24 protein-coding genes are annotated in these 22,450 nt (G+C 70.1%); 7 read left to right on the top strand and 17 right to left on the bottom strand.

The window, feature by feature from the left end:
- Positions 1-216 precede the first annotated feature (216 nt).
- The 3 genes from ACW5EG_RS02300 (at position 217) to ACW5EG_RS02290 (ending at position 5,169) form a co-directional block, all read left to right on the top strand.
- On the top strand, positions 217-2,193 hold the full coding sequence (locus ACW5EG_RS02300; RefSeq protein WP_457017107.1) for a UvrD-helicase domain-containing protein: 1,977 nt from the start codon (positions 217-219) through the stop codon (positions 2,191-2,193).
- Positions 2,194-2,285: 92 nt separating this feature from the next.
- Positions 2,286-3,191, top strand: coding sequence for a 5'-nucleotidase, lipoprotein e(P4) family (locus tag ACW5EG_RS02295; RefSeq protein WP_457020754.1), 906 nt, complete (start codon positions 2,286-2,288; stop codon positions 3,189-3,191).
- A gap of 379 nt (positions 3,192-3,570) precedes the next feature.
- Positions 3,571-5,169, top strand: coding sequence for a hypothetical protein (locus tag ACW5EG_RS02290; RefSeq protein ID WP_457020753.1), 1,599 nt, complete (start codon positions 3,571-3,573; stop codon positions 5,167-5,169).
- 18 nt (positions 5,170-5,187) lie between these two features.
- On the opposite strand, the gene ACW5EG_RS02285 is transcribed toward ACW5EG_RS02290, so the two are convergent.
- The 17 genes from ACW5EG_RS02285 to ACW5EG_RS02205 all read right to left on the bottom strand — a co-directional run bounded on the left by ACW5EG_RS02285 (position 5,188) and on the right by ACW5EG_RS02205 (position 18,471).
- Positions 5,188-6,012: a hypothetical protein gene (locus ACW5EG_RS02285; RefSeq protein ID WP_457020752.1), complete on the bottom strand. Its 825-nt coding sequence runs from the start codon at positions 6,010-6,012 to the stop codon at positions 5,188-5,190.
- A gap of 34 nt (positions 6,013-6,046) precedes the next feature.
- On the bottom strand, positions 6,047-6,490 hold the full coding sequence (locus ACW5EG_RS02280; protein WP_457020751.1) for a hypothetical protein: 444 nt from the start codon (positions 6,488-6,490) through the stop codon (positions 6,047-6,049).
- A 177-nt stretch (positions 6,491-6,667) separates the two neighbouring features.
- Entirely contained in the window at positions 6,668-7,015 is a 348-nt protein-coding gene (locus tag ACW5EG_RS02275; RefSeq protein ID WP_457020750.1) for a hypothetical protein, read from the bottom strand.
- A gap of 68 nt (positions 7,016-7,083) precedes the next feature.
- Positions 7,084-7,641 carry a hypothetical protein gene (locus tag ACW5EG_RS02270; RefSeq protein ID WP_457020749.1) on the bottom strand — a complete coding sequence of 186 codons (558 nt, stop codon included), beginning with the start codon at positions 7,639-7,641 and terminating at the stop codon, positions 7,084-7,086.
- Positions 7,642-7,790: 149 nt separating this feature from the next.
- Positions 7,791-8,174, bottom strand: coding sequence for a hypothetical protein (locus ACW5EG_RS02265; protein ID WP_457020748.1), 384 nt, complete (start codon positions 8,172-8,174; stop codon positions 7,791-7,793).
- Between the two features lie 131 nt (positions 8,175-8,305).
- Positions 8,306-8,515 (bottom strand): hypothetical protein, encoded by a 210-nt coding sequence (locus ACW5EG_RS02260; RefSeq protein WP_457020747.1) that lies wholly within the window; start codon positions 8,513-8,515, stop codon positions 8,306-8,308.
- A 133-nt stretch (positions 8,516-8,648) separates the two neighbouring features.
- On the bottom strand, positions 8,649-9,374 hold the full coding sequence (locus tag ACW5EG_RS02255; protein ID WP_457017093.1) for a type III secretion HpaP family protein: 726 nt from the start codon (positions 9,372-9,374) through the stop codon (positions 8,649-8,651).
- A gap of 10 nt (positions 9,375-9,384) precedes the next feature.
- A complete protein-coding gene (locus ACW5EG_RS02250; protein ID WP_457020746.1) occupies positions 9,385-9,888 on the bottom strand; it encodes a hypothetical protein in 504 nt (167 codons plus the stop codon).
- A complete protein-coding gene (locus ACW5EG_RS02245; protein ID WP_457021389.1) occupies positions 9,885-11,231 on the bottom strand; it encodes a FliI/YscN family ATPase in 1,347 nt (448 codons plus the stop codon). The genes ACW5EG_RS02250 and ACW5EG_RS02245 overlap by 4 nt, the downstream gene beginning before the upstream one ends.
- A gap of 2 nt (positions 11,232-11,233) precedes the next feature.
- Positions 11,234-11,935, bottom strand: a complete 702-nt coding sequence (locus ACW5EG_RS02240; protein WP_457020745.1) for a FliH/SctL family protein — start codon at positions 11,933-11,935, stop codon at positions 11,234-11,236.
- 1 nt (position 11,936) lies between these two features.
- Positions 11,937-12,572: a hypothetical protein gene (locus ACW5EG_RS02235; protein ID WP_457020744.1), complete on the bottom strand. Its 636-nt coding sequence runs from the start codon at positions 12,570-12,572 to the stop codon at positions 11,937-11,939.
- Positions 12,573-12,580: 8 nt separating this feature from the next.
- Positions 12,581-13,375, bottom strand: a complete 795-nt coding sequence (gene sctJ, locus ACW5EG_RS02230) for a type III secretion system inner membrane ring lipoprotein SctJ (protein ID WP_457017085.1) — start codon at positions 13,373-13,375, stop codon at positions 12,581-12,583.
- A gap of 19 nt (positions 13,376-13,394) precedes the next feature.
- Entirely contained in the window at positions 13,395-13,811 is a 417-nt protein-coding gene (locus ACW5EG_RS02225; protein WP_457017084.1) for a hypothetical protein, read from the bottom strand.
- Between the two features lie 106 nt (positions 13,812-13,917).
- Positions 13,918-14,256, bottom strand: a complete 339-nt coding sequence (locus ACW5EG_RS02220; protein ID WP_457017082.1) for a hypothetical protein — start codon at positions 14,254-14,256, stop codon at positions 13,918-13,920.
- 144 nt (positions 14,257-14,400) lie between these two features.
- Complete coding sequence (locus tag ACW5EG_RS02215; protein WP_457020743.1) at positions 14,401-15,657, bottom strand: FHA domain-containing protein; 1,257 nt, start codon at positions 15,655-15,657, stop codon at positions 14,401-14,403.
- Between the two features lie 68 nt (positions 15,658-15,725).
- Positions 15,726-17,771, bottom strand: a complete 2,046-nt coding sequence (locus ACW5EG_RS02210) for an FHIPEP family type III secretion protein (RefSeq protein ID WP_457020742.1) — start codon at positions 17,769-17,771, stop codon at positions 15,726-15,728.
- A gap of 253 nt (positions 17,772-18,024) precedes the next feature.
- A complete protein-coding gene (locus ACW5EG_RS02205; RefSeq protein WP_457017079.1) occupies positions 18,025-18,471 on the bottom strand; it encodes a flagellar biosynthetic protein FliO in 447 nt (148 codons plus the stop codon).
- Between the two features lie 117 nt (positions 18,472-18,588).
- Between ACW5EG_RS02205 and ACW5EG_RS02200 the strand changes: the two genes are divergently transcribed.
- From ACW5EG_RS02200 to ACW5EG_RS02185, 4 genes are read left to right on the top strand one after another with little or no spacing between them, the layout of a single operon-like run.
- Positions 18,589-19,671 (top strand): sensor histidine kinase, encoded by a 1,083-nt coding sequence (locus ACW5EG_RS02200; RefSeq protein ID WP_457017078.1) that lies wholly within the window; start codon positions 18,589-18,591, stop codon positions 19,669-19,671.
- Positions 19,672-19,674: 3 nt separating this feature from the next.
- Positions 19,675-20,271, top strand: coding sequence for a response regulator transcription factor (locus tag ACW5EG_RS02195; protein ID WP_457020741.1), 597 nt, complete (start codon positions 19,675-19,677; stop codon positions 20,269-20,271).
- Complete coding sequence (sctQ, locus tag ACW5EG_RS02190) at positions 20,264-21,370, top strand: type III secretion system cytoplasmic ring protein SctQ (RefSeq protein WP_457020740.1); 1,107 nt, start codon at positions 20,264-20,266, stop codon at positions 21,368-21,370. The genes ACW5EG_RS02195 and sctQ overlap by 8 nt, the downstream gene beginning before the upstream one ends.
- Before the next feature lie 49 nt (positions 21,371-21,419).
- Positions 21,420-22,424: a hypothetical protein gene (locus tag ACW5EG_RS02185; RefSeq protein ID WP_457020739.1), complete on the top strand. Its 1,005-nt coding sequence runs from the start codon at positions 21,420-21,422 to the stop codon at positions 22,422-22,424.
- Positions 22,425-22,450 lie beyond the last annotated feature (26 nt).

Here is a 22,450-nt window from a genome sequence, read left to right as displayed (position 1 = left end):
CTAGCGCCAGGTTTCGTGTGCCCGCCGGTGCCGGGCGCGTGAGGCAGCAGCCACGGATCGCGCGGATGGACGCGGATCAGATTCGATGGATTGCAGTGCGCGGCGGGAACAGCGGCGCAGGACCAACGTAACGAGGCATCGGTGGGTACGGTCGCGACGTACGCTCCCCGCAGGTGGGGCCGGGTAGAATGCGCGGCCGTCTCCAGCAGTTGCACGATGCACGGCCTCAATCCCCAGCAATCCGCGGCCGTCGCCCACTGCGAGGGCCCCATGCTCGTGCTGGCCGGCGCCGGCAGCGGCAAGACCCGGGTGATCGTCGAGAAGATCGCGCACCTGATCGCGTCCAGCCGCTACCCGGCCAAGCGCATCGCCGCCATCACCTTCACCAACAAGTCGGCGAAGGAAATGCGCGAGCGCGTGGCCCGGCGCATCCGGGGCGATGCGGCCGAGGGCCTGACGGTCTGCACCTTCCATGCGCTGGGGCTGAAGATCCTGCAGATCGACCACGCCAAGCTCGGCCTGCGTCGCGGCTTCTCGATCTTCGACAGCGACGACACGCTGGCGCAGATCAAGGACCTGATGCCCGGGGCCAAGTCCGATGCGGTGCAGGCGATGCAGTCGCTGGTATCCAACATCAAGAACACCGGCCTGTCGCCGGAACAGGCGGCGGAAGTCGCGCGCAGCGCGCGCGAGCACGAGGCCGCATCGCTGTACGCGCGCTACCAGCAGCGCCTGGCCGCGTTCAACGCGGTCGACTTCGACGACCTGATCCGGCTGCCGGTGCAGCTGCTGGAAAGCGACGAGGACGCGGTGGCGGGCTGGCGCGAACGCATCGGCTACCTGCTGGTCGACGAGTGCCAGGACACCAACGACGCGCAGTACCGCCTGCTCAAGGCGATCGCCGGGCCAAAGGCCAACTTCACCTGCGTGGGCGACGACGACCAGAGCATCTACGCCTGGCGCGGCGCCAATCCGGAAAACCTCACCCAGCTGGGCAAGGACTATCCGAACCTGGTGGTGGTCAAGCTCGAGCAGAACTACCGCTGCTCCAACCGCGTGCTGCGCTCGGCCAACGCGTTGATCGCCAACAACCCGCACGAGCATCCCAAGACGCTGTGGAGCGCGCAGGCCGACGGCGAGCGCATCCGCGTCTGGGAATGCCGCGACGCCGCGCACGAGGCCGAGCGCGTAGCCGGCGAGATCCACTTCATCGCCACCGCGCGCAAGGTCGAATGGGGCGAGTTCTGCGTCCTGTTCCGCGGCAACCACCAGTCGCGCGCGCTGGAGAAGGCGCTGCAGCTGCTGCGCGTGCCCTACCACCTGTCCGGCGGCACCGCCTTCCTTGACCGCGGCGAAGTGAAGGACGCGCTGTCGTGGCTGCGGCTGCTGGCCAATCCCGAAGACGATTCGGCCTTCCTGCGTGCGGTGCAGTCGCCCGGCCGCGGCATCGGCGCGACTTCGCTGGCCAAGCTTGCCCAGATGGCGCAGCACGCGCAGCTGCCGCTGTCGCGCGCGGCCGAATCGATGGGCATGCTCAAACAGCTGCAGCCACGCATCGCCAATGCGCTGGGCGCGTTCACCGACATCGTGCGCGGCCTGCGCCGCGATGCCGCGCAGCTGCCGCCGGCCGAACTGGTGCGCGCGCTCAACGAACAATCCGGCCTGATCGCCTCGCTGCGCGAGCAGTGCAAGAGCGACGAACTGTTCCGCATCCGCCGCGGCAACCTCGACGAACTGGCCGACTGGTTCGAGGGCGCGCGCGGCGCCGGCCCGGGTGAACTGGCCGCGCAGCTGGCCCTGCTCTCGCACGCCGACAAGGGCGACCCGGGCAACCAGGTGCGGCTGATGAGCCTGCACGCGGCCAAGGGCCTGGAGTTCCGCTACGTGTTCATCATCGGCATGGACGACAACACCCTGCCGCACGAGGCCAGCATCGACGAAGGCCGGCTCGACGAGGAGCGGCGCCTGCTCTACGTCGGCATCACCCGCGCCAAGGAGCAGCTGTGGCTGTCCTACAGCCGCGAGGCGCAGCGCTGGGGCGCCAAACTCAAGCTGGCGCCGAGCCGCTTCTTCGATGAGCTGCCCGCGGCCGAACTCCAGCGCGACGGCGCCGACCCCGTCGCCGATGCCGCGCGCAAGGCCGAACGGGCCGACGTCGGTTTCGCCTCGATCCGCGCCATGCTCGGCGAGTGACCGGTCTGCGTCCACGCCACGCAAACGCGCCCGATCTGCAACACCGCTTCGCTACACTCGGCGTCCCGCTCCAGATTCGTAGGTTTCCAAGAATGCGCGTGCACGCTTCCGCCATCCTGTTCGCCGCACTGCTCGCCTCCGGCTGCGCAACCGTCCCATCGCCGCAGTCCGGCGGCACAGTGGGCGACACGGCATCGGCGCCTGCGACCGCGATAGTCCCCGCCGATGACAACCTCAACGCCGTGCTCTGGGTGCAGCGTTCAGCCGAATACCAGGCCAACTCGATCTCGCTGTTCCGCGCCGCCGCCGATCACCTCGATGTCGCGTTGAAGACGCCGGGCTGGGATGCGCTGGTGCCGGACGAGCGCGTGCAGACCGCGCCGCTGGCCGGCCTGGCACCTGCGGTGATCATGGACATCGACGAGACCGTGCTCGACAACTCGCCCTACCAGGCGCGCCTGGTCGCCAACGGCGAGGAATATGACGAGGTCACCTGGGCCGCTTGGGTGGAGGAACGCAAGGCCCGGCCCGTGCCCGGCGTGCTGGAGTTCGCCCGCGACGCGCAGGCCAGGGGCGTGACCATCCTCTACCTGTCCAACCGCGCCCAGCACCTGCAGGCGGCGACCCTGGCCAACCTGCGCGCGGTCGGCATGCCGGTGAAGGACGAGAGCGTCTTCCTCGGCCTGGGCACCCATGTCGAAGGCTGCGAGCAGAACGGCTCCGAGAAGCTGTGCCGGCGCCGCCTTGCCGGGCGCGAGTATCGCGTGCTGATGCAGTTCGGCGACCAGCTTGGCGATTTCGTCGAGGTCATCGCCAACACGGCCCAGGCCCGCGCCGCGCTGCTGGACGCGCACCGGAACTGGTTCGGCGAGCGCTGGTGGATGCTGGCCAACCCCACGTATGGCTCCTGGGAGCCGGCGCTGTTCAACAACGCCTGGAGCGAACCGCGCCCAGCCCGGCGCGCCATCAAGCGCGAGGCGCTGGATACACAGCTGTAGAAACAACCACTTACCCATGCTAAATTAAGGTATTGCATCAACTTGTCGCGCGCGCTAGGCTGTGCGCGCCACAACACGAGTCCTTTCCGGTGATGCCGGTTGAACGGGAAACCAGCCGGTTTCCCGTTTTTTTTGACTTCGCGATCCGCGCACGCCCGACACCGCCGACTCGGCCCTCGGCATCGCGCCGGTGCGGGCCACTGGGCACTTCGCACGAGGCCGTTTGCGCCAGCGCAGCCGACGCTCGCCCCGGTGCCTGCAGAGGCGTTCGCCTCGCACGCGATGGCCTAGGGTTGCCCCCAGGTTTCCGCCCGCAAGCGCGCGGCGTAGCGTGGAAAACGCCGGCCCGGGCGACCGGACCCAGATGCGGGGTGTCGCCATGCCGTCCTTCCCGTCACTGCACGATGCGCTGTCGTCCCTGCTGCCCGGCCGTGGTGGCCACGACTGGATGCTGCGCCCGGGCATGCCGGGATTCGGCGACGGCATCGACAGTGACGACCGACCCGGCGACCCGGCGCGCGGACCTCTCGCTTCCGATATCGACGCCGACGCCGTGCCCCGTCCACATCACCTGTCCCACGATGGCCACGGACAGATGCGCCAGGGCTACGCGGACTCGGACGTTGCGCCGCAGGTGGCCTGGGCGGTAGCCGACGGCATGCGCGGGCCGCCGACGCAGCCGTTGTCCCCACCCGTCCACGGGCAGCTCGAACCCTCGTTGCAGGCGCTGGCCCGAGAGCTGCAGCAGTTGCCGCCGAGCGTGATCCGGCAGCTGAGCGATGCGCTATCCGGCAATCCGGGTGCGCTGCGGGATCTGCCGGCGCGTCCCGAAGCGCTCGCAACCGTACTGGCAAGGACGTCACCCGAACCCGGGTCGGTGGCTCATCCTGCGACCGCTGCAACGCGTGGCCTTGCCCACGCCGCCGAGAGGGAGAACCCGGTCGCGCGCGGCCATGACGCCGATGCGATGCGTGAGTCCCGGCAGCCAGCCTCGGCCGGGACGGTCGCGGATGCCAGGGGCGTGGATGCACGCGCCGGCATGGCACTGGCGGACGCGACGCGACAGGGCCAGGCCACGGATACGCGGCCGGCCGGCGCGGCCGCGGGCATGGACCCAGCGCTCGCCGCGGCTGTCCCTTCCAGGGCGCAGGGTCCGGGCGCCGACGTGCAGACGATGCCGGCCGGACCGCAGCGGGCGGATACATCGCTGCCGACGCCTGCGCCTGGTACCCACGCACATACGACGGCCGCACCGGGAACGACGCACGTTGCGACAGGTGCGACGGCGTCCGCCCAGGACGGGATGCCGTGGCCGGGCGGACGGGCGGACGTGGCGGGCACCACCGCCGACCGTGGCGCACAAGGCCCCGGCCTCGGCGGCCTCGGCGGCGTGGCGGCAGGAATCACGCTGGCGGCGGTTGCCAATCCTGCCGGCACGACGCATGCCTACGCACCGGACAGCGCGGTACGGGCGAGCAGGGTGCGGAAAAATCGCGACCAACTGCAGCAAGGCCGGAGCGAGACACCGGATCACGGCTCCGCTGACGAGCAGGCGGACGGCCAGAAGAAGGGACAGCGCACCGGCACGCCGACCAGCCAGGCCGGGGCCGGCGCAATGGAAGCCGGCAACGCGGCAGAGCGTCCAGCGGCAACGCGGGCGCAAGGAGAAACCAGCATCGCAGGCCACACCGCGCAGCGCGGTGGCGCTCTACGGCAAGCGGACAGCCTCTTCGCCGCGGCAGACGAACATCCCTCCAGCAACCAGGACGCGCAGCAATCACGCCGTCAACAGTGGCTCTACTGGTCGCTGATCGCGCTCACCTACGGTTGCCTCGGCCTGGCGCTCGCCACGGTGGCACCCGGCCTGTTCAGCCTGCCGATTGCAGCGGAAGCATCGGGAACCTGGCGCAATGCGCTGACAGGCACCGGCCTGCTCACCGGCCTCTGGGCGTGGCTGCTGGCACGACGCATGCGGTGACGCCCATGGGCGGCCGGGTTACCGGCCGGGCAGCGCGCGCAGCGGGGGCAACCGGTCCACGTCGCCCTCGCGCAGGTCGATCCCGTGGCGGGAGAGGAACTCCGCTGCGATCTGGTCGCCGTACTTCCGCAGCGCCTCCGTCTCGCCGCCGCCCTGCAGTGCCGCGTACTCCCGGCTGCGGATCGCGGTCAGCATGATGGCCCGGTCGGCGATGTCCTGCCTCGCGGCGTGGTCGGACGCGTCCAATCCGTCCATCAGCACGGAGGACGCAACGACCCCGCGGATCGCGGGCAGTTGTTCGCGCCGGACACGGTCGCGATTGACCACGGCCCAATGCACGGCGTGATGCAGGGTGATGATGTCGGCCAGATCGTCCGCATCCAGCCCCAGCGATGACATCGCCTCGGCGACGTTCCGGAAAGCGTCTCCACTTTCGAGCATGCCGCGCAGTTCGTCGCGCGTCGCGTGTTCCAGCGGCTGGTAATCGCGCAGGAACTCCTGCACGTGCTGGTTCCGGATTTTCGGTGAGCGACGCAGCCGCGCGTCTGGCGTGCCGGCGGATGCGTCCACCCAGCCGTCCCGATAGAGACGTTCGAAACGCTCATCGAACGCCACGCGCGCCGAAGCCGCGGGCCCGACCGGAGGGCTTGCACGTGCACTCGACGCAACCGGATCGCGTGCGGCATCGCGTTCTCCGGACGGTCCGTCAACGCATCCCGCCACGGCAACCGCCATCGCCATCACCAGCCACGGCCGCGCTGTCGATCGCGACGTCATGCCAGCCGACGGTAATCCAGGAAGGATCCTGTGCCACTGCACCAACGTGATGGGCAACAGGGCCAATGCCGCGCGCCTGATCCGCAAGGCCTGCGACGGCCTACTGGCCGTAGCGCGCCCGGACCTGCGCACCGTCGCGGCGCCCCATCTCGGTGGCCACCTCGCGCAACCAACGGTCTGCGCTCGGTTGGCCATCACTGCGCACGCGACGTTCGTACTCGGGCAACAGCTGGGCGCGTCGTTGATCGATCATCCGACGCATGTCGCTTTCCAGGGCTGCCTCGTCGACCGCCGCCCCTGCCTGTCGCGACGACCGCGGCATGACGGTGCCGCCATTCTTCTTCCGGAGCGCCTCGCGGTCGACCCAGTCCGGGCCGTCGCCCGTGCTCTGGTTGCGCATCAGCGTGTGCTGCTGCATCAGGTTGGACTGGCCGCCCGCGTCGATCAGCTGGGCGTTCGCCGGCGGGACCAGGCAGGCGAGGGCCAGAAGCCCCAGTGACCATGCCGTCCGACGCATGCCTGCCGTGTTCGTGTGTGCTCGCATGACTTCGCTCCTTGCCCGGGCTCCCTGCCGACCCTAGCAACCCGGGCATTAACACCCCGCAAAAAACCGCTGGCTGGCGCGTATGGCGCACCCGTCGGCCGCATACGACGACGGCGGGCAAGCGCCCGCCGTCGTGAAAGGTTGCGGACCACGCGTCCGCAACCGGCTTCGGGCTGCCTACTGCTTGCGCGCAACCTGCGCCAAGCCCTCGCCCACGGACTTGATCGCGGTCGAAACCGCCTGCGCGGTCTGCGAGAAGATCTGCGACTGCACCTGGAACTCGGTCATCGCCGCCATGTACTCCTCCGACTGCTGCTTGGCGTCGCTGTCATAGGTGCGCTCCATGGTCTGCTGCGCATCGATCATCTTGCCGACGCGCGACGCGAGCATCTTGCCCATCGCCGCGGCGAGGGCTTCGAACCAGGAGCCGCCCTTGCCGGGCTTCATGTCGGCCGAATTGACCTCGCCGCTCTCGACGCGGGACGTGAACATCTGCAGGACGTAGTTCTCGGTCATGGTAGTCATCTCTCTGGGGTCTGGATCGTGTTCGATGGATTCGAAACGGCTGTCTCAAGTGCGGTGGACCTCGCGCTTCAGACCGATCCGGGCGGACCCCGCAGGCGACGTGACCTTGATCTGGTGATGGACTGCTTGCCGGGCAGGACGGCATTCGTGTCGACCGTACCGCCCACCCTGGGGGCCTGCAGGTTGCCCGGGCGCAACGAGGCCAGCCATGCCATGGCCGCGTGCTCGCCATCGCGCTCGATGCGCTCGGCCAGCTCCAGCGCCACCTGCGCTTCGCGCGTCTGCAGCACGTCCGAAGCCTCTCCGAACTGCCGGATCAGGCTCTCGCGCTCTTCCACGGCCAGCAGGCCTTCGCTCGCAAGCGCCTCGAGCGTATCGACCCATGGCGCGCGTTCCATCGCGCTGGGCTCGGGCCGGAGATCGGCCGCAGCGACAGCCTTGCGCATTTGCTCGATGACGAAATCGAGGTCCTGATCATCGCCTGCGGGGGCGGTTGCCCGAAGCGCCTGCTCGAGTTGCGCGATGATCTGGTGCCGGTCGCCGTGTGCGGCCGCAGCGTCGTCGGTCCGCTCCGAGGCTTCGTGCCCGGCAGACGCTGGCGTGCCTGACGTCGCCGCCAGCGCCAACGTTCCGCCGCTGGCGGGACGGTTGCTGACTCTGCGTGGCGGGCGGATGGCCATGGACCGAACAATCCTCTGGTGAGTGATACCGGCAAGACGTGATTCGAGTCTCCGCCCTGCCCTGGCGGGCGACAACTGGGGGCGACCCTAGGCGCTCAGGCCGGTGCAGCCGACTGCGTGAGCGCCGGGATGGTCTGGAAAAGCCGGCGCATGCGTTCGCCCTGCCGGCGGCCAAGGGTTGCTGCGGCTTCGGCCAGCCATTCGCAGCTTGCGTCCTGCCCGCGCCCTGTCCGCTCGCGGAACTCGGCTTCCAGCCGGGCCTTCTCCACTTTCAGCTCTTCAAGCAACGCGTCGTACTCGCGCAGGATTGCCGCCTCGTCGGCCACGTCCAGACTTCCCTGCGTGCGAAGCTCTTCCAGTGAATCGACCAGTTCCCGGCGGCTGGCGGGCAGCCTTGGTGCCGGGACTGCCCCTGCGTCCTGCTCACCATGCGGAGCCGACGGTCCGGCCTCGCGCGGAAACGCGGCAGCGTCGAGCACAGCGTCGGTGTCGTCGTGCCTGGGCTGTACGCGCTGGGGTGGGCGTCGGGCCATGTGCTTGCACCGGAGTTCAGGAGGCGGATGCAGCGGCCGGCCGCGGCGCGACCGCTGCAGCGATCCGACGGATCGAGTCAGGCACCGACGGCGTCAAGGAAGCCGTTGGTGAACGCGGAATTGAACAAGCTGTCGAAAGCGGAGTTGCCCGAACCGCCCGAGTCGCTGAGCATCGAGCTGGCGATGCCGCCGGCCAGCTGGCCAAGCATCGGGTTGCCCGTGTATGCGGTAACGACCGCACTGACCACGGAGGAGAGAACGTCGCTGAGGCCGCTGAGGAAGCTCATGGGGGGACTCCTGTCTGTGTCGATGCCGGGGGTCGGAACATCAGGCGCGATGTGCGCAGGAGGAAGTCTGCGGCGATCGTGTCGGTGCCTCCAAGCTGGGGCGTGCCCCACCTCGGGCAAACCCGAGCGTCGCTCAGGCGTCGAAGTGCGGGTCGACCTCGAGCGTGCCGAGGTTCTGCTCGGCGAACCGCCTGGCCAGCGCGGGCGCCGCCTCGCGGATCGCGTCATAGCTGTCGCGCGAACGCACGTCGGCGCGCAGGCGCCAGCCGTCGGCGGTGCGGCTGAGCAGCAGGTCGGTGCCCGGCAGGGTCGCGTCGGACATGCGCAGCAGCACCTGGCCGTCGCCGTCGCCGGCATGGGCCGCATCGACCGCGAGCTGGCGCACGTGGCGCTCCAGCATCTCGGCGAGCGCCTTGCCGCTGGCCATCGGCGGTGCAGCCGCGGCCGGCAGGGTGGCGCCGGCGCCTTCGCGCAGGGCGGACTGGGCCTGCATCATCGCCAGCAGGTCGGCGCCGTCGATGGCGTTCGCACTCATGCCGTGGTGGTCGGTCCCGCCATCGTGCTGACCGCGGCCTTCCAGCGCGCGTAGTGCCGCCTGTTCGTCGGCCCGCAGCGCGGCTGCGGCTGCGGCGTGCTGCCCTGCCCCGGATGCGCCGGGCCGCTGCTCCTGCGGCAGGCGTTCGGGCAGGCCGGCGCGTCCTTCCTGGCGGCCGTGCTGCATCAGCTGGCGAAAGCGGTCGACCTGCTCCTTCGGCGGCGCCTCGCGCGGGCGTTCGGCGGGACGATCCGGCTCGCCCGGACGCGTGGACTCGGCGGGACGGTTGGACAGCGACGAGGTATCCGGTCGGTCGATGCTCATGCTGCGCTCCTCAATGGCGGCTGCGGCTGATGTGGGCGGCCTGCACCAGGTCGGCTGCGGCGTCCTCTTCGCGGCGGGCCTCGAGCGCCAGCATCTCGCCGCGCCAGACGCCCTTGCGCTTTTCCAGCGCGTCCTCGCGCGCCTTGGCGCGAAAGAATTCCTGCATGGCCGCGGCCAGGGCCTGTTCGGCCTGCTGCAGCTTCTGCTGCGCCTGCTGCAGCCGCAGCTGCGCGGCCTGCTCCTGCTCGCCGAGCCAGTCGATGTGTGCCTCGCGCTGCTCGAGCGCGAGCGGGAAGGGAATGCCCGGCGGCGGCGCTTCCATCATCCGCAGGCGCTGGCCGGCGCGCTCGCGGCGCAACTCGACGATCTCCTGCTCGATGCGCTCGCAGGCCTGGCGGCATTCGCGCACCGCGCGCTGCCTCTCGACGACCACAAGGCGCGCTTTCCCGGTGCGATGGGCGCGCAGCTGCAGCAACTGCTGCAGCGGGTAGCGCGTGCGCGAGGCGGTGCTCATGCGAACAGCTTCTTCAGCGTGTCCGACGATTCCGCAAACGGCACCAGCTCGGCCGAGGACTGCTGCAGCAGCTTGCGGATCGGGCCGATGCGCTCGATCGCGAAATCGGCGTCGGGATCGCTGCCGCGCTTGTACTCGCCCAGCTGCAGCAGCAGCTCGATGTCCTGATGCTTGGCCAGCGCCTTGCGCAGCTGCCCGGCGGCGCGCAGGTGTGCCTGGTCCACCACCCGCGGCATGGTGCGACTGAGGCTGGTGAGCACGTCGATCGCCGGGTAGTGGTAGGCGGCCGCGAGCTTGCGCGAGAGCACGATGTGGCCGTCGAGGATCGAGCGCACTTCCTCGACGATCGGATCGCCGCCGTCCTCGTCCTCGGCCAGCACGGTGTAGAAGGCGGTGATGCTGCCGATCTCGTTGTTGCCCGCGCGCTCGAACAGCCGCGGCAGCGCGCTGAACACCGAGGGCGGGAAGCCGCGTCGCGCCGGCGGCTCGCCGATCGCCAGGCCCACGTCGCGCAGCGCGCGCGCGAAGCGCGTCACCGAATCGAGCAGCAGCAGCACGCGCTTGCCCTGGTCGCGGAAGTATTCGGCGATGGCGGTGCCGACCCAGGCCGCACGACTGCGTTCCAGCGCGGGCCGGTCGGAGGTGGCGACCACGATCACCGACTTCGCCAAGCCGGCCTCGCCCAGGTTGTCGTGGATGAACTCGTTGACCTCGCGGCCGCGTTCGCCGACCAGCACGATCACGTTGATCTCGGCGTCGCCACCGCGCGCGAGCATGCCCAGCAGGGTGCTCTTGCCGCCGCCGGCGACCGCGAAGATGCCGACGCGCTGGCCTTCACCCGCGGTCATCACGCTGTCGATGGCGCGCACGCCGGTGGAGAACGGCCGCTCGATCAGTTTGCGCGTGAGCGGGTTGGGCGAGGCGGCATAGATCGGCATGTCGACGGCGGGGCCGACCGGCCCACGTTCGTCGATCGGCTCGCCGTGCGCATCGAGGATCCTGCCGAGCAGTCCGGGTCCCGCGCGTATCGATGCCTGGCGGCCGCTGGCGACGATCTGGGTGGTCGCGGAAATCCCTTCCAGCGCGCCCAGCGGCGTGAGCAGGGTGTGCTGCTTGGAGACGCCGACCACTTCGGCGGCCAGGTTGAACGAAGGGTCGCCGTCGCCAGGCGCATTGCGCAGATGGCACAGCTCGCCAATCGAGGCCTTCAATCCAGTGGCACGGATCAACGTGCCGTAGGCCTCGACCACGCGCCCGACGCGCTGGATCGACTTGACCCCGGCCAGCGCGCTCAGCAGCGGATCGAGCGTGTCATCCGGCGCCTGCGCGAGTGGCCCGGGCAGGTTCACCGCTCGCCCGCTCCGCCGACGCCGGCCAGTGCGACGCGGATCGCCTCGATCTGCTGGGCCACGCCGGCACGCACCTCGCCCGCTTCGGACACCACCACGCAGCTGAGCGGGTCCAGGCTTTCGTCGTCGACCAGTTCGATCATGCCCACCGCAGGGTGCGCCTGGCGCACTGCGCCGAGGCCTGCCTGCACCGACGTGCGCACGTCCGGGTGCACCCGGATCAGCAGGAACTGCTCGGCCTGCGCGGCCTCCACCGCCTGCATCACCAGCGGCGGCACTACGCTGGCGGCGTCGAAGCCGGGCGCGATCCTGGCCACGATCGCACAGGCCAGTTCGGAAATACGACCGGTCGCCTCGGCAAGCGCGCGCGCGCGCCGCTCGTTCAGCGCGGTCAGCTGTTCGGTCATCTGTTGCTGCGCGCGCCGCAGTCCCTCGGCGAATCCTTCGGCCTGCCCGGCCTCGCGCGCCTGCGCAATACCGGCTTCGACCTCGCCATGCAGCGCATTGACGCGTTCGAGCAGCACGTCGAGCTCGTCGAGCTTGGCCAGGTGCTGGGGCTTGAGCACGCGCACCGACAGCGAACGCTCGAACGCACGGCGTTCGAACACCGCGACGGTGCCTGTCGCCTGCGCCTGCGCCTGCGCCGGCCCGGACTGCACCGCAGGCACGACCGGGTCGGCGGTGTCCGGCGTGCGCACGCTAGTCTCCATCCCGGCCCTCGTGGTGCGAGACCACCAGCAACAGCGCCTTCTCGGGCAGATGCGCCGGCGCGGGAGGTTCATCCGCGTGCAGCAGGCGCGTCCAGTCCGCCAGCGGACGGTTGCGGCGCAGCGCCCAGGCCAGGAGCTCGCCGCGGCCCTGGCGATCGAGCACGTCGCCGAGCAACGCGGCATCGACCAGGAACCCGGGGTCGGCCAGCAGCGCCTCCCAGCGCGAGGACAGGCGCGCGTGGACCTCGCGATCCACGCGCCCGTCCCAGACCGCGGGATCCAGGGCCAGCAGGTAGCTGTTGCCCAGGGTCCGCCGCAGCCAGCGCACGGGCTCGCGGCGGACCTCGGCGCGGATCATCGGCGCATGCGCCAGCACGCCCAGGTCGCGCACCAGCGCCTGCATGCGCGTGCGCGGCCAGCGCTGCAGGATGCCGGAATGATCGCCGCCACCCGGCGCGGGCGCGAACAGGCCGTCCATGAAAGCCGGCGGCAGTGCACGCAGCAGCAGGCGCCGGCCCAGCGCGCTGGCGCGCGCGCGCGCGGCCAGCTGCGGGTCAAGCGCGGGCTGCACGCTGCCTGCGTGCCAGTCCGGATGCAGTTCGCCGAGCAGTGCCTGCAGCGCCATGTCGCGTCTCAGCCGTTCCAGAGCCTGCCGCCGTCGCCCGCGGACTGCCGCATGCGCCGCTGCCGCAGCTTGCCCCAGCCGGCCCAGACCAGGCCCAGCAGTGCCGCCACGCCCAGGCCGATGCCGATCGAGGTGGCGTTGGCGGCCGACATCGCCGCGGGAGCCGCCTGGCGCTGCGGGACGGCCGGGGCGCCGGGCATCAGCACGAACTCGACGGACACCTTGTTGATGTCGTCCAGGCCCTCGATGCCGTCCTTGACCACGGTCTTGATGCGGGTCTGCAGATTTTCGAGGTTGGCGCCGGGCTGCTGGAAGATCACCACGGAAGCCGAGGAATCACCGTCCGCGCCACCCAGCGGATCGCGCCGGGCCAGGGCGATATGCACGCGCGCATCGACCACGCCCGGATAACCGGACAGCGTGCGCGCCAGCTCCTGCTGGCGGCTGCACAGGTAGCGCGCGTTCTCCTCGACGGATGACGAGGCGATGCCCTCCTTCTTGAACACGTCGCACATCGACAGGTACTGCTGGCTCGGTAGCCCGCGTGCCTGCAGCACCTGCATGGCGTGGGCGAAGTCCGAACGGTCGACCCGGATCTCCCAGCCGGTCTTGCTCAGCGACGTGCGCTTGTTGGCATCGACGTTGGCCGCCAGCAGCGCGGCGAACACTTCGTTGGCCTGCCGCTCCTCGAGATCGCCGTACATCGTGACCTGCGTGCACGCCGCAAGCAGCAGGCAGGCGAGCAGCGCGATCGCCGGGCGCAGCGTCACGCCTGTGCGGGCGCGGAATCGGGAGAGGTCCATCGACGGTGCTCCGGAAAAGTCAGGACTGCTGCCGGAACAGCTGCTGCACACCATCGGAGGTGCGGTTGGCCACGTTGGACGTGAGCTGCGACTGGAACAGGAACTGGTGGCACTGCATGGTCATCTCGAGCATCTGCCCCGGCGTCATCTCGGTCGCGCTGGCCGACATCGCGCGCGACAGGTTCTCGATCTTGGTGGCCGTGCCGTTGAGGCTGTCGAAGGCGTTGACCATCATCTTGGCCGTGGCCGACTCGCCGGGCGGCGCCGTGCTGGTGATGGCGTTGGCGTCGCTGGGCGCAGGCGCGGCACCGCCGGCGCGGTCGAGTGCCTGCGCGAACTCGCGCACGTCCACCGCCGCGGCCTGCGGCTGCAGCGCGGGCGATGCCGCGGGGTTGGCTGTCGCGTCCATCGCCGCGACCTGGATTGCATCGATCATCTGGATTGCTCCCGAGGCGTGCGCCCGTGGGCGCACTTTCGTGCATGTATCGCCATTGCGAACGACCACCGCGGGCCTCGCCCGCATCGGCCGGGTCGCGTCGCGGTTACTGCTTGCGGGCGACCGCGTTCAACGATTCGGCCACGCTGTTCTGCGAGGTGGCCGCATTGTTGGACATGAACTGCATCTTCAGGCTGGCCGCGGTCAGCGCGACCATCTGCGAGGGCTCGTCGGAGCCCGCGCCGATGGCGTCGGACAGCGAGGTGATCTCGCTCGCCTGCGCGTCGAGGGTCTGCCCCCATGCGCGCGACATCGCTTCGTACCAGCTGGTGCCGCTGCTGCCACCGCTGCTGCTGCGCGTGCCGGTCGGGCCGCCGGGGCCGTTGGCAAAGGTCGCCGCGCCGACGTACTGGTTGATGAGGTTGGCGTTGGTCGGGATGGTCATCGTGATGACTCCTTGTGCATGCGAGGCAGGGACCTCGCGGATTCGGGGGAGCGGACCGCGTGCACTTCCGGGACGGTCACGCGCTGGACTGTAGCGGAAAAATGTTGCGTCGAATCGTGACCTAGGGTTTACCGCAGGGGGTGTTCACATCGTGTCTTCGGCGCCCGCCGCGCGCTTGCGGCCAGTGCCCGCCAGCGGTGCCGCCGCCGTCGCGCCCATGCCGGTGGTGGGTTCGGCCTCAGGCGCCTGCGCTGGCGGCGCTTCTTCTTCCACGGGCGCCCTGGGCGCAGGCGAAGGCGTCAGCTTGACCAGCGTGCCGTCGGCCTGGATGACGTGCGCGAACTGGCCGATCGACACCAGCTCGCCCCAGCCCGGTATCGCCGCGCCATCGTGGTAGACGTTGCCCTCGGCATCGATGATGTGCGGCGTCTCGCCGCGGACAATCGAAACGATGTGCGCCTTGTCGCCGTCCATCACTGCGCCCGCATCCGCATCGGCGACCGCGTCGGGTGCCGGCTGGTCGAGGTTGACCGGCTCGACCATGTTGACCCCGGTCTCGATCATGGCGCGCGAGGTGATGAATTCGCGCACCACCTTGTCGTCCTCGCCGAAGCGCCCGCTGACGCGCACGTTGTTGTTGCCCAGGTATTCCGCCCGCACTGCGTAGCCACCGGTGCGCATCACCTCGGCCACGTCGACCGCCAGGTCCTGTCCGCTGCGCAGCGCGACGCTGGCGTCCATTTCTTCGCTGGCGATGCGTGACTGGAAACGCGTGCGCGCGTCGCTGTCGTCAACGGTGCCCGACAGTACGATGCGACCTTCGACGTCGCGGCTGATCACGACGTCTCCGACGTCGAATTCCTGCGCCAGTGCGCGCAGTCGGTGCTCCACGTCGACTTCCGGCGCCGGCGCAGGCATCAGCGCGGCGACGATCGCCAACGCCGACAGCGCGAGCACCGCGATTCCCGCGATCAGCGGCATGCGGTTGGCGAATGCGGGGCGCGGCCTGGCCAGCGGCGCGTCGGCGCCCGGTTCAGGCGCGAGGGTCAGCCACTCGACCGCATCGGCGCGACCGAAGGCGATCGCCGCCTGGCCCAGCGCGATGCGCTGCACCTGGCCGACCTCGACCGGATCGCCCGGATGCAGGGTGCCGCCGGGCAGTTCGACCGGCGCATCGAGCGCACGCAGGTGGAAGCGTCCATCGACGGCGTTGAGCAGCGCGTGATGCGGCGCCACGCCGAGGTCGGCGAGAACCACGTCGCAGTCGTCGCCGCTGCCGATCAGCACCATCTCGCGTCGCGAAAGCGGCCGGGTCGCGCCGGTGTGCAGGCCGGAGACGATCCGCAGCACCGCGGCATCGTCGTCGGTGGCTTCAGGTCTGTCTGTTGTGGGGGAAGACATCGGGTCTGGCTCCTGCGGGCGGGGGATCCCGCGGGATGGTCATGGGTCGGGAGATCGGCGACAGCGGCTCAGGCATTGACCTGGCCCGCCTGCACGATGCGCAGCTCCGGCGCGAGTTCCTGGTAGGAGAGCACCGGCAGGTCGAAGAAGTCCACCTCCAGCAGCTTGCGCAGGTGGCGACGTACATCCAGCGAGCACAGCAGCACCGGGTGCACGCCCGGTGCCTGCCGCGCCAGGTGCGCGCGCACCTCGTTGCCCAGACGCGCGGCCAGCTCCGGCGAGATCGCCAGCTGGCTGGCGCCGCCGGCCACGCGTACCGATTGGCGCAGCTTGTCCTCGAGCTCGGGATGGATCAACAGCACGTGCAGGTTGCGGTCGGCGTCGGACCAGCGCTCGGCGATCTCGCGCTTGAGCGCCACGCGCACGTATTCGGTCAGCAGCACCACGTCCTTCTCGCGGCTGCCCACGTCGGTGATCGCCTCGAACGCATCGCGCAGGTTGCGGATCGGCACGCCTTCCTCGGCAAGCCGGCGCAGCACGTCGGCCACGCGCTGCGGCGCGACCACGCGCAGCATCTCCTTGACCAGGTCGGGATAGTCGCGCTGCATCTTGCCGAACAGGTTGGACGTTTCCTGGATGCCCAGGAAACTGCCCAGGCGGCGGCGCAACGCGACGTCCAGGTGCAGGGTCAGCACGTCGAGCGGCGCCAGCGTGCCTTCAGCGGCGACGCACTCGTCCCAGCGCCCGGGCATGGCGGGAAAGAAGCCCGACAGCGGCTCGCCGCCCGGTACCTGCGCGACGTAGCCGACGCCGCGCGGCAGGCGGCCGGTGGCGACGCGTGCACCATGCGCGCTGAGCCGGTACTCGGCCTCGGCGAGCGCGGCCGACACGCGCACCACCGGCACCGGCACCGGCACGCCGAACTCGTCGCGCACCCGGCGCGCAGCCTCGGCGGCGCGTGCGCGCGGCGGCTCCTGTCCGATCATCGCGGCCAGCCCCGGCGAGAGCTCCAGCAGCAGCGGCGGCGGCGGCGCGAACTCGTCGGTCTCGATCGGCTTGAGCGCGGCGGTGATCTCCTCGTCGCTGATCCTGAACATGCGCCGCAGGCTTTCGAATTCGTAGCGATAGCGCCAGGCGCTGTAGCCCAGCAGCGCCAGCCCGAGCAGCAGGAACACCGGCCACGGGAAGCCGGGCACCAGGGTCATCAGCATCGCCAGCAGGCCGGTGATCAGCGCCACCCGCGGCTGCGCGGCGACCTGGCGGCTGATCGCGTCGCCAAGGTGGCGGTCCTCGATCTCGCCGGTGGTGCGCGTGACCACCAGGCCCGCGGCCATGGTGGCAAGGATGGCGGGGATCTGCGAGACCAGGCCGTCGCCGATGGTCAGGATGCTGTAGGTGTGCGTGGCCTGGGCCAGCGACATGTCCCTCTGCAGCACGCCGATCGCCAGGCCGCCCAGCAGGTTGACCAGGATGATGACGATGCCGCAGATGGCGTCGCCCTTGACGAACTTCATCGCGCCATCGAGCGAGCCGTGCAGCTGGCTCTCGGTCTCCAGCAGGCGCCGCTTGCTCCGCGCCTCGTCCTTGTCGATCAGGCCCGAGCGCAGGTCCGAGTCGATCGACAGCTGCTTGCCCGGCATCGCATCGAGGGTGAAGCGCGCGGCGACCTCGGCCACGCGCTCGGAGCCCTTGGCGATCACGATGAACTGCACCACCGTGATGATCAGGAACACCACCAGGCCCACGACGAGGTTGTTGCCCGCCACCAGTGTGCCGAAGGTCTCGACGATGTGGCCGCCGTCGGCGTGCAGCAGGATCGACTTGGTGATCGCGATCGAGATCGCCAGCCGGAACAGCGTGGTCAGCAGCAGCACGCTGGGGAAGCTGGAGAACGCGACCGGGTTGGGGATGTAGATGCTCAGCAGCAGCAGGCCGAAGCCGATCGAGATGTTCACCGCGACCAGCGCGTCGATCACGAACAGCGGCAGCGGCAGGATCATCACGCTGATGATCAGCACCGCGCCGAAGGCGAGGATCACGTCGCTGTAGCCCAGGCCCGTACGAGGCGCCGCGCCGTCGGGGGCGGCGAACAGGGAACTCAGCCAGCTGCGCACGCTTGTTGTCATCCGTGGCCCTCGGGGGAAAGGGACGATTGCGAACGGCGACGATGCGCGTGTCGTGCCGCGGACACCACGTCGCATCGGGGGCTGCGGCGTGGCGCGGGTCGCGACCGACCCGAGGCGATTGCGCATCCGCGCATCGCGTCGTCCGGGGGGCTACATATATCGTTGCGAAGTTATACGCGAGTCAACAGCAGGTTTCAGTTGATCGGCGCTGCAGGAGTGTGACCGCGAACACGCTGACGCGTCACGGCCGTTTAACCCTGTACCGTTGTAATAGCGTCATCGGCGCCGCCTGCTCCGACAACGCACCGTCGGTTGTGGCGGGGCCGAGGTCGTCACTGTCAAGATGGGTGATCAGGCTCACCGCACCGGCGCTCACGCCAACCGCGAATGCGCGGCCGGCGCGCGAACGCAGCACCACGACGCGTTCGCGCGGCCCGACCGGCAGCACCTGGACCACGGACAGCGGCGCATCCGGTCCTGCGAGGCCAAACCGCCTTCGCAGGATCCGCAGCAGGACAAGCAGGCAGATGATGATGAAGGCCAAGGGCAACAGGATCGCCAGCAGTTCCCAGACGTATGAAGCGCCGGTGGATGCTGGAGCCACCGCGGCCGCAGCCACGGCGGCGCCGGGCCAGGACGCGGCCAGCAGGCAGGGCAGCAATGGCAGGGCGTGGCGTCGGCTCGGCATCATCGGAAGTCTTCCGTTGGAAGGACGGGCGGGCGGTGCGTCCGCGCAGGCCGCATACCCTAGCAGGCGGTCTGCTGCGCGTGCGGGCGTGCACGCCTGCATGCCCGGATCGGCTGCATGAGCGCGGCGCCTGCCGTGCGTCGCCGCGGCGCCGCAGACGCGGCCTCGACCACGCTGGGCACGATCCTCGATGCGGTCCCGTTCGCCTGCGCGGCATTCTCGCGCGCCAACGGCGCACTGGTGGCGGGAAACACAGAGTTTGCCGAGGCGTTTTCCGCGCTGTCCGGCCACCGCGACCGCGCCGGGCTGCTGGCGGCGCTGGGCGCAGCGCGCGCGGACGATGGCGCCGAAGTGCGCGCGCCACACAGCGGCCACTGGTATGCACTGCACTGGCGTCGGCTGGCGCTGGAGAAGGGCGATGTCGACCTGCTCACCGCGGTCGACATCAGCGAGCGCCTGCAGGCGCTGGACACGCACAAGCACCAGCAGGAGAAGCTGCTGTTCACCTCGCGCCTGATGTCGGTGGGCGAGATGGCTGCCACGCTTGCTCACGAGCTCAACCAGCCGCTGGCGGCGATCGTCAATTACCTCAACGGCAGCCTGCGCCTCGTCGGGCAGGCGGGCGGCCCCGCGCAGGTCGAGCGCGCGCTGCTGGCCGCGCGTACCCAGGCCGAGCATGCCGCCGCCGTGATCTCGCGCGTGCGCGAGTTCGTGCGTGCGCGCGAACCCAGGCGCGACGCGCACGAGGTCGGCGTCATCGCCAGCACCGTGCTGGAGCTGCTGCGGCTGGAGGCCGAGCGCCAGCAGCTGTGCATCGACCTGGCGCTGGCGCCCGGCCTGCCTGCGGTCTACGCCGACCGGGTGATGGTCGAGCAGGTGCTGCTCAACCTGGTCAAGAACGCGATCGAGGCCATGCGCGCGATGCCGTCCGGCCAGCGCGAGTTGCGCATCGAGGGTCGGGTCAACCTCGACGACGAAGTGGAGGTGCGCGTGCTCGACCGCGGCGGCGGCCTGAGTCCGGCGGAAACCGAGCAGCTGTTCTCGCCCTTCTTCACCACCAAGTCCGACGGCCTGGGCATCGGCCTTGCCATCTGTCGTTCGATCATCGAATACCATGAAGGTCGTTTGTTCTTCGAGGCACGCCCCGGCGGCGGCAGCGTGTTTGCATTCACACTGCCACGCGCGGAAGGGAGACTGTAGGGAATGGCATCCGCGCGGGTGTACCTGGTCGACGACAACGATGGCTTCCGCGATTCGACCGCATGGCTGCTGGAGACTGCCGGCTTCGAGCCGCGTCCGTATGCATCCGCCGCCGCGTTCCTGGCCGCATACGAGGGCGAGCGCCATGGCGCGCACGAGGAGTGCCTGGTCTCGGACATCCGCATGCCGCAGATGAGCGGGCTGCAGCTGCAGGAAGAACTCATCCGCCGCGGCATCCGCCTGCCGCTGGTGTTCGTGACCGCGCACGGCGACGTGCCGCTGGCGGTGGAGGCGATGCGCAAGGGCGCGGCCAACTTCCTCGAAAAGCCCTTCAGCGAGGAGGCGCTGACCCATGCCATCCACGCCGCGTTCGCCAGCCGCCGCGAGCAGGCGCCGGCCTACAGCCCGGCGCTGGAAAAACTGAGCCCGCGCGAGCGCCAGGTGCTCGACCTGGTGGTCGCCAGCAAGCCCAACAAGATCATCGCCGACATCCTGGGCATCAGCATCAAGACCGTCGAACTGCACCGCGCGAACATGATGGCCAAGCTCGGCGTGCGTTCGCTGCCCGAACTGATGAAGGTGGCACTTGGCCATGGCTGACCCCACTGCAACCAGGCGCAAGGCCGCCGGACCCAAGCGCCGGCAGCCGGCAACGCCCGCTGGCGAAGCTCCGCGCCCGCTGCGGCCGCTGCGCGGCCTGTTGCCCACGCTCTCGACCGCGCAGGCGGCCGCGCTGCGCAGTTTCTTCGCCACGCCGCAGACCTGGAGCCTGTCCAACCACGGCCTGCTGCAGTTCATCCCCGGCCGTCCCGCGCCGGCCGCGCAAACGTTCGAGCTCGATGCCGAGGGCACGCGCCTCGGGCTTGCGCTGCAGGGGCCCACGCACGGCGATGGCGCGCACTGGAGCGACTACCAGGGCCGCTCGCGCGTGCTCGCCTGGAGCCTGGCCAACGAGGCGCAGCTGATGCGGCTCAGCGAAGCATTCGGCGTGGTGTTGACACCCCTGGTCGATGCCGGCGACGCGGCACAGGACGAGGCCTCGCTGCTGTGGCTGGACTTCATCGTCGACGAGGACGCGCCGGAAGGTTCGACCTCGCGCATGCCGGCGCTGCAGGGCGCGCTGCGCGTACCGGCGTCGTGGCTCGAACGCCTGCTCGAGCGCGCCGATCCGCCCAGCGGTGAAGCTGCGCCGCTGGATGGCTGGCGCGAGCTTGGTGTGCCGATCCAACTGCAGTGGCGCATCGCGCCGCTGCCGTGGGCCGACTGGAACGCGCTGCAGCCGGGCGACGTGCTCGTTGCCGGCAGGCGCAGCCAGCCGCCACAGGCGGAGGCCTGCGCACGCGCAATCGCCTGGCCGATCGCGCCGGCTGCCGACGGTTGGCGGATCAGCGGACCACCCCGGCATCTTCAGACCCATGTACAGGAGATTTCCCCCATGAACGACACCCCCCAGGCCAGCGAAGACGGCGACGCCGACGCACTGGCGCGGCGCCTGCCGGTCGACCTGGCCTTCGAGCTGGGCCGCACCGAACTGCGCGTGGGCGACCTGTCGGCGCTGCAGCCGGGCTATGTGTTCCCGCTGGCGGGCGCACTGGAAGGCGCCAACGTCACCATCCGCGCCAACGGCCAGGCCGTGGGCCAGGGCGAGGTGGTGGCGGTCGGCGACACCCTCGGCGTGCGCCTGCTGGGCTGGAGCTGAGCGGCGCCCGCCGCCCGCCCCCGCCCGTCCGCGTCCAGCAGGAGCGTCCATGGATCTGAGCAGTTACTCCCCCGCCCTCGTCCTCGTCGTCATCGTCGCGCTGGCGCTGGCGCCGTTCGTCGCGGTCATGGTGACCTCGTTCACCAAGATCGTGGTGGTGCTGAGCCTGCTGCGCAATGCGCTGGGCCTGCAGCAGGTGCCGCCGAACGTGGTCATCAACGGCCTTGCGATCGTGCTGTCGATCTACGTGATGTACCCGGTGATCCTGGAGACCTACGACGCGGTGACCGCGCACCAGCAGGGGCGACCGGTGCCGGCCGCGGTACAGAAGATGGTCGACGAGCGCCAGCGCGAGCAGGCCGCGCGCGAACAGGCGCAGGCCCGCCGCACCGCGGCGCGCACCGCGCAGCCGTCGGGCGCCGCTACCGCGCCACCCGCGCTTGCCACGGACGATCCCGCGCCCGCGAGCCCGGCAGCGGCCGACGCGCTTCGCGCCGAGGCGGAGGCGGAGGCGGCCGGCACCGCGGCAGGCGAAGAAGGGCCGGGGCCGCTGTTTCGCAACGTCGTCACCGGCTCCAGCGCCGATGCCGCGACCGCGCAGTCAGCGCCCGCACCCGCGACGCAGCCGCCGGCGGCACCGCTCGCGCCGCCGGGCAGCGAGGGCGCGCGCCTGCTGGCGATGTTCGAGGCCGGCAAGGAGCCGCTGCGCGGATTCCTGATCGCGCATTCCAACCCGGCCGAGCGCGCCTTCTTCCTCAGGAGCGCGCAAAGCCTGCTGCCCGAAGAGCGTCGCGGTTCGCTGAGCGCCAACGATTTCATCGTGGTGGTGCCGGCCTTCACCGTGAGCGAGCTGACCACCGCCTTCCAGATCGGCTTCCTGATCTTCCTGCCGTTCCTGATCATCGACCTGGTGGTGGCCAACATCCTGCTGGCGCTGGGCATGATGATGATGTCGCCGACCACCGTGTCGCTGCCGTTCAAGCTGCTGCTGTTCGTGCTGATCGACGGCTGGGCCAAGCTGGTGCACGGCCTGGTGCTGACCTACACGCCCTGAACGGGTCACGCGGACGGAGGCGACAG

The sequence above is a fragment of the Luteimonas sp. A611 genome (genome assembly GCF_054072715.1).
This window is presented reverse-complemented; position numbering and strand designations above follow the sequence as displayed.

What these genes read in the sequence shown, in the direction of transcription:
- ACW5EG_RS02300 (WP_457017107.1), top strand. Translation starts at nt 217, where the DNA reads ATGCACGGCCTCAATCCCCAGCAATCCGCGGCCGTCGCCCACTGCGAG.
- ACW5EG_RS02295 (WP_457020754.1), top strand. Translation starts at nt 2,286, where the DNA reads ATGCGCGTGCACGCTTCCGCCATCCTGTTCGCCGCACTGCTCGCCTCC.
- ACW5EG_RS02290 (WP_457020753.1), top strand. Translation starts at nt 3,571, where the DNA reads ATGCCGTCCTTCCCGTCACTGCACGATGCGCTGTCGTCCCTGCTGCCC.
- ACW5EG_RS02280 (WP_457020751.1), bottom strand. Translation starts at nt 6,490, where the DNA reads ATGCGAGCACACACGAACACGGCAGGCATGCGTCGGACGGCATGGTCA.
- ACW5EG_RS02275 (WP_457020750.1), bottom strand. Translation starts at nt 7,015, where the DNA reads ATGACTACCATGACCGAGAACTACGTCCTGCAGATGTTCACGTCCCGC.
- ACW5EG_RS02260 (WP_457020747.1), bottom strand. Translation starts at nt 8,515, where the DNA reads ATGAGCTTCCTCAGCGGCCTCAGCGACGTTCTCTCCTCCGTGGTCAGT.
- ACW5EG_RS02255 (WP_457017093.1), bottom strand. Translation starts at nt 9,374, where the DNA reads ATGAGCATCGACCGACCGGATACCTCGTCGCTGTCCAACCGTCCCGCC.
- ACW5EG_RS02250 (WP_457020746.1), bottom strand. Translation starts at nt 9,888, where the DNA reads ATGAGCACCGCCTCGCGCACGCGCTACCCGCTGCAGCAGTTGCTGCAG.
- ACW5EG_RS02235 (WP_457020744.1), bottom strand. Translation starts at nt 12,572, where the DNA reads ATGGCGCTGCAGGCACTGCTCGGCGAACTGCATCCGGACTGGCACGCA.
- sctJ (WP_457017085.1), bottom strand. Translation starts at nt 13,375, where the DNA reads ATGGACCTCTCCCGATTCCGCGCCCGCACAGGCGTGACGCTGCGCCCG.
- ACW5EG_RS02225 (WP_457017084.1), bottom strand. Translation starts at nt 13,811, where the DNA reads ATGATCGATGCAATCCAGGTCGCGGCGATGGACGCGACAGCCAACCCC.
- ACW5EG_RS02220 (WP_457017082.1), bottom strand. Translation starts at nt 14,256, where the DNA reads ATGACCATCCCGACCAACGCCAACCTCATCAACCAGTACGTCGGCGCG.
- ACW5EG_RS02215 (WP_457020743.1), bottom strand. Translation starts at nt 15,657, where the DNA reads ATGTCTTCCCCCACAACAGACAGACCTGAAGCCACCGACGACGATGCC.
- ACW5EG_RS02205 (WP_457017079.1), bottom strand. Translation starts at nt 18,471, where the DNA reads ATGCCGAGCCGACGCCACGCCCTGCCATTGCTGCCCTGCCTGCTGGCC.
- ACW5EG_RS02200 (WP_457017078.1), top strand. Translation starts at nt 18,589, where the DNA reads ATGAGCGCGGCGCCTGCCGTGCGTCGCCGCGGCGCCGCAGACGCGGCC.
- ACW5EG_RS02195 (WP_457020741.1), top strand. Translation starts at nt 19,675, where the DNA reads ATGGCATCCGCGCGGGTGTACCTGGTCGACGACAACGATGGCTTCCGC.
- sctQ (WP_457020740.1), top strand. Translation starts at nt 20,264, where the DNA reads ATGGCTGACCCCACTGCAACCAGGCGCAAGGCCGCCGGACCCAAGCGC.
- ACW5EG_RS02185 (WP_457020739.1), top strand. Translation starts at nt 21,420, where the DNA reads ATGGATCTGAGCAGTTACTCCCCCGCCCTCGTCCTCGTCGTCATCGTC.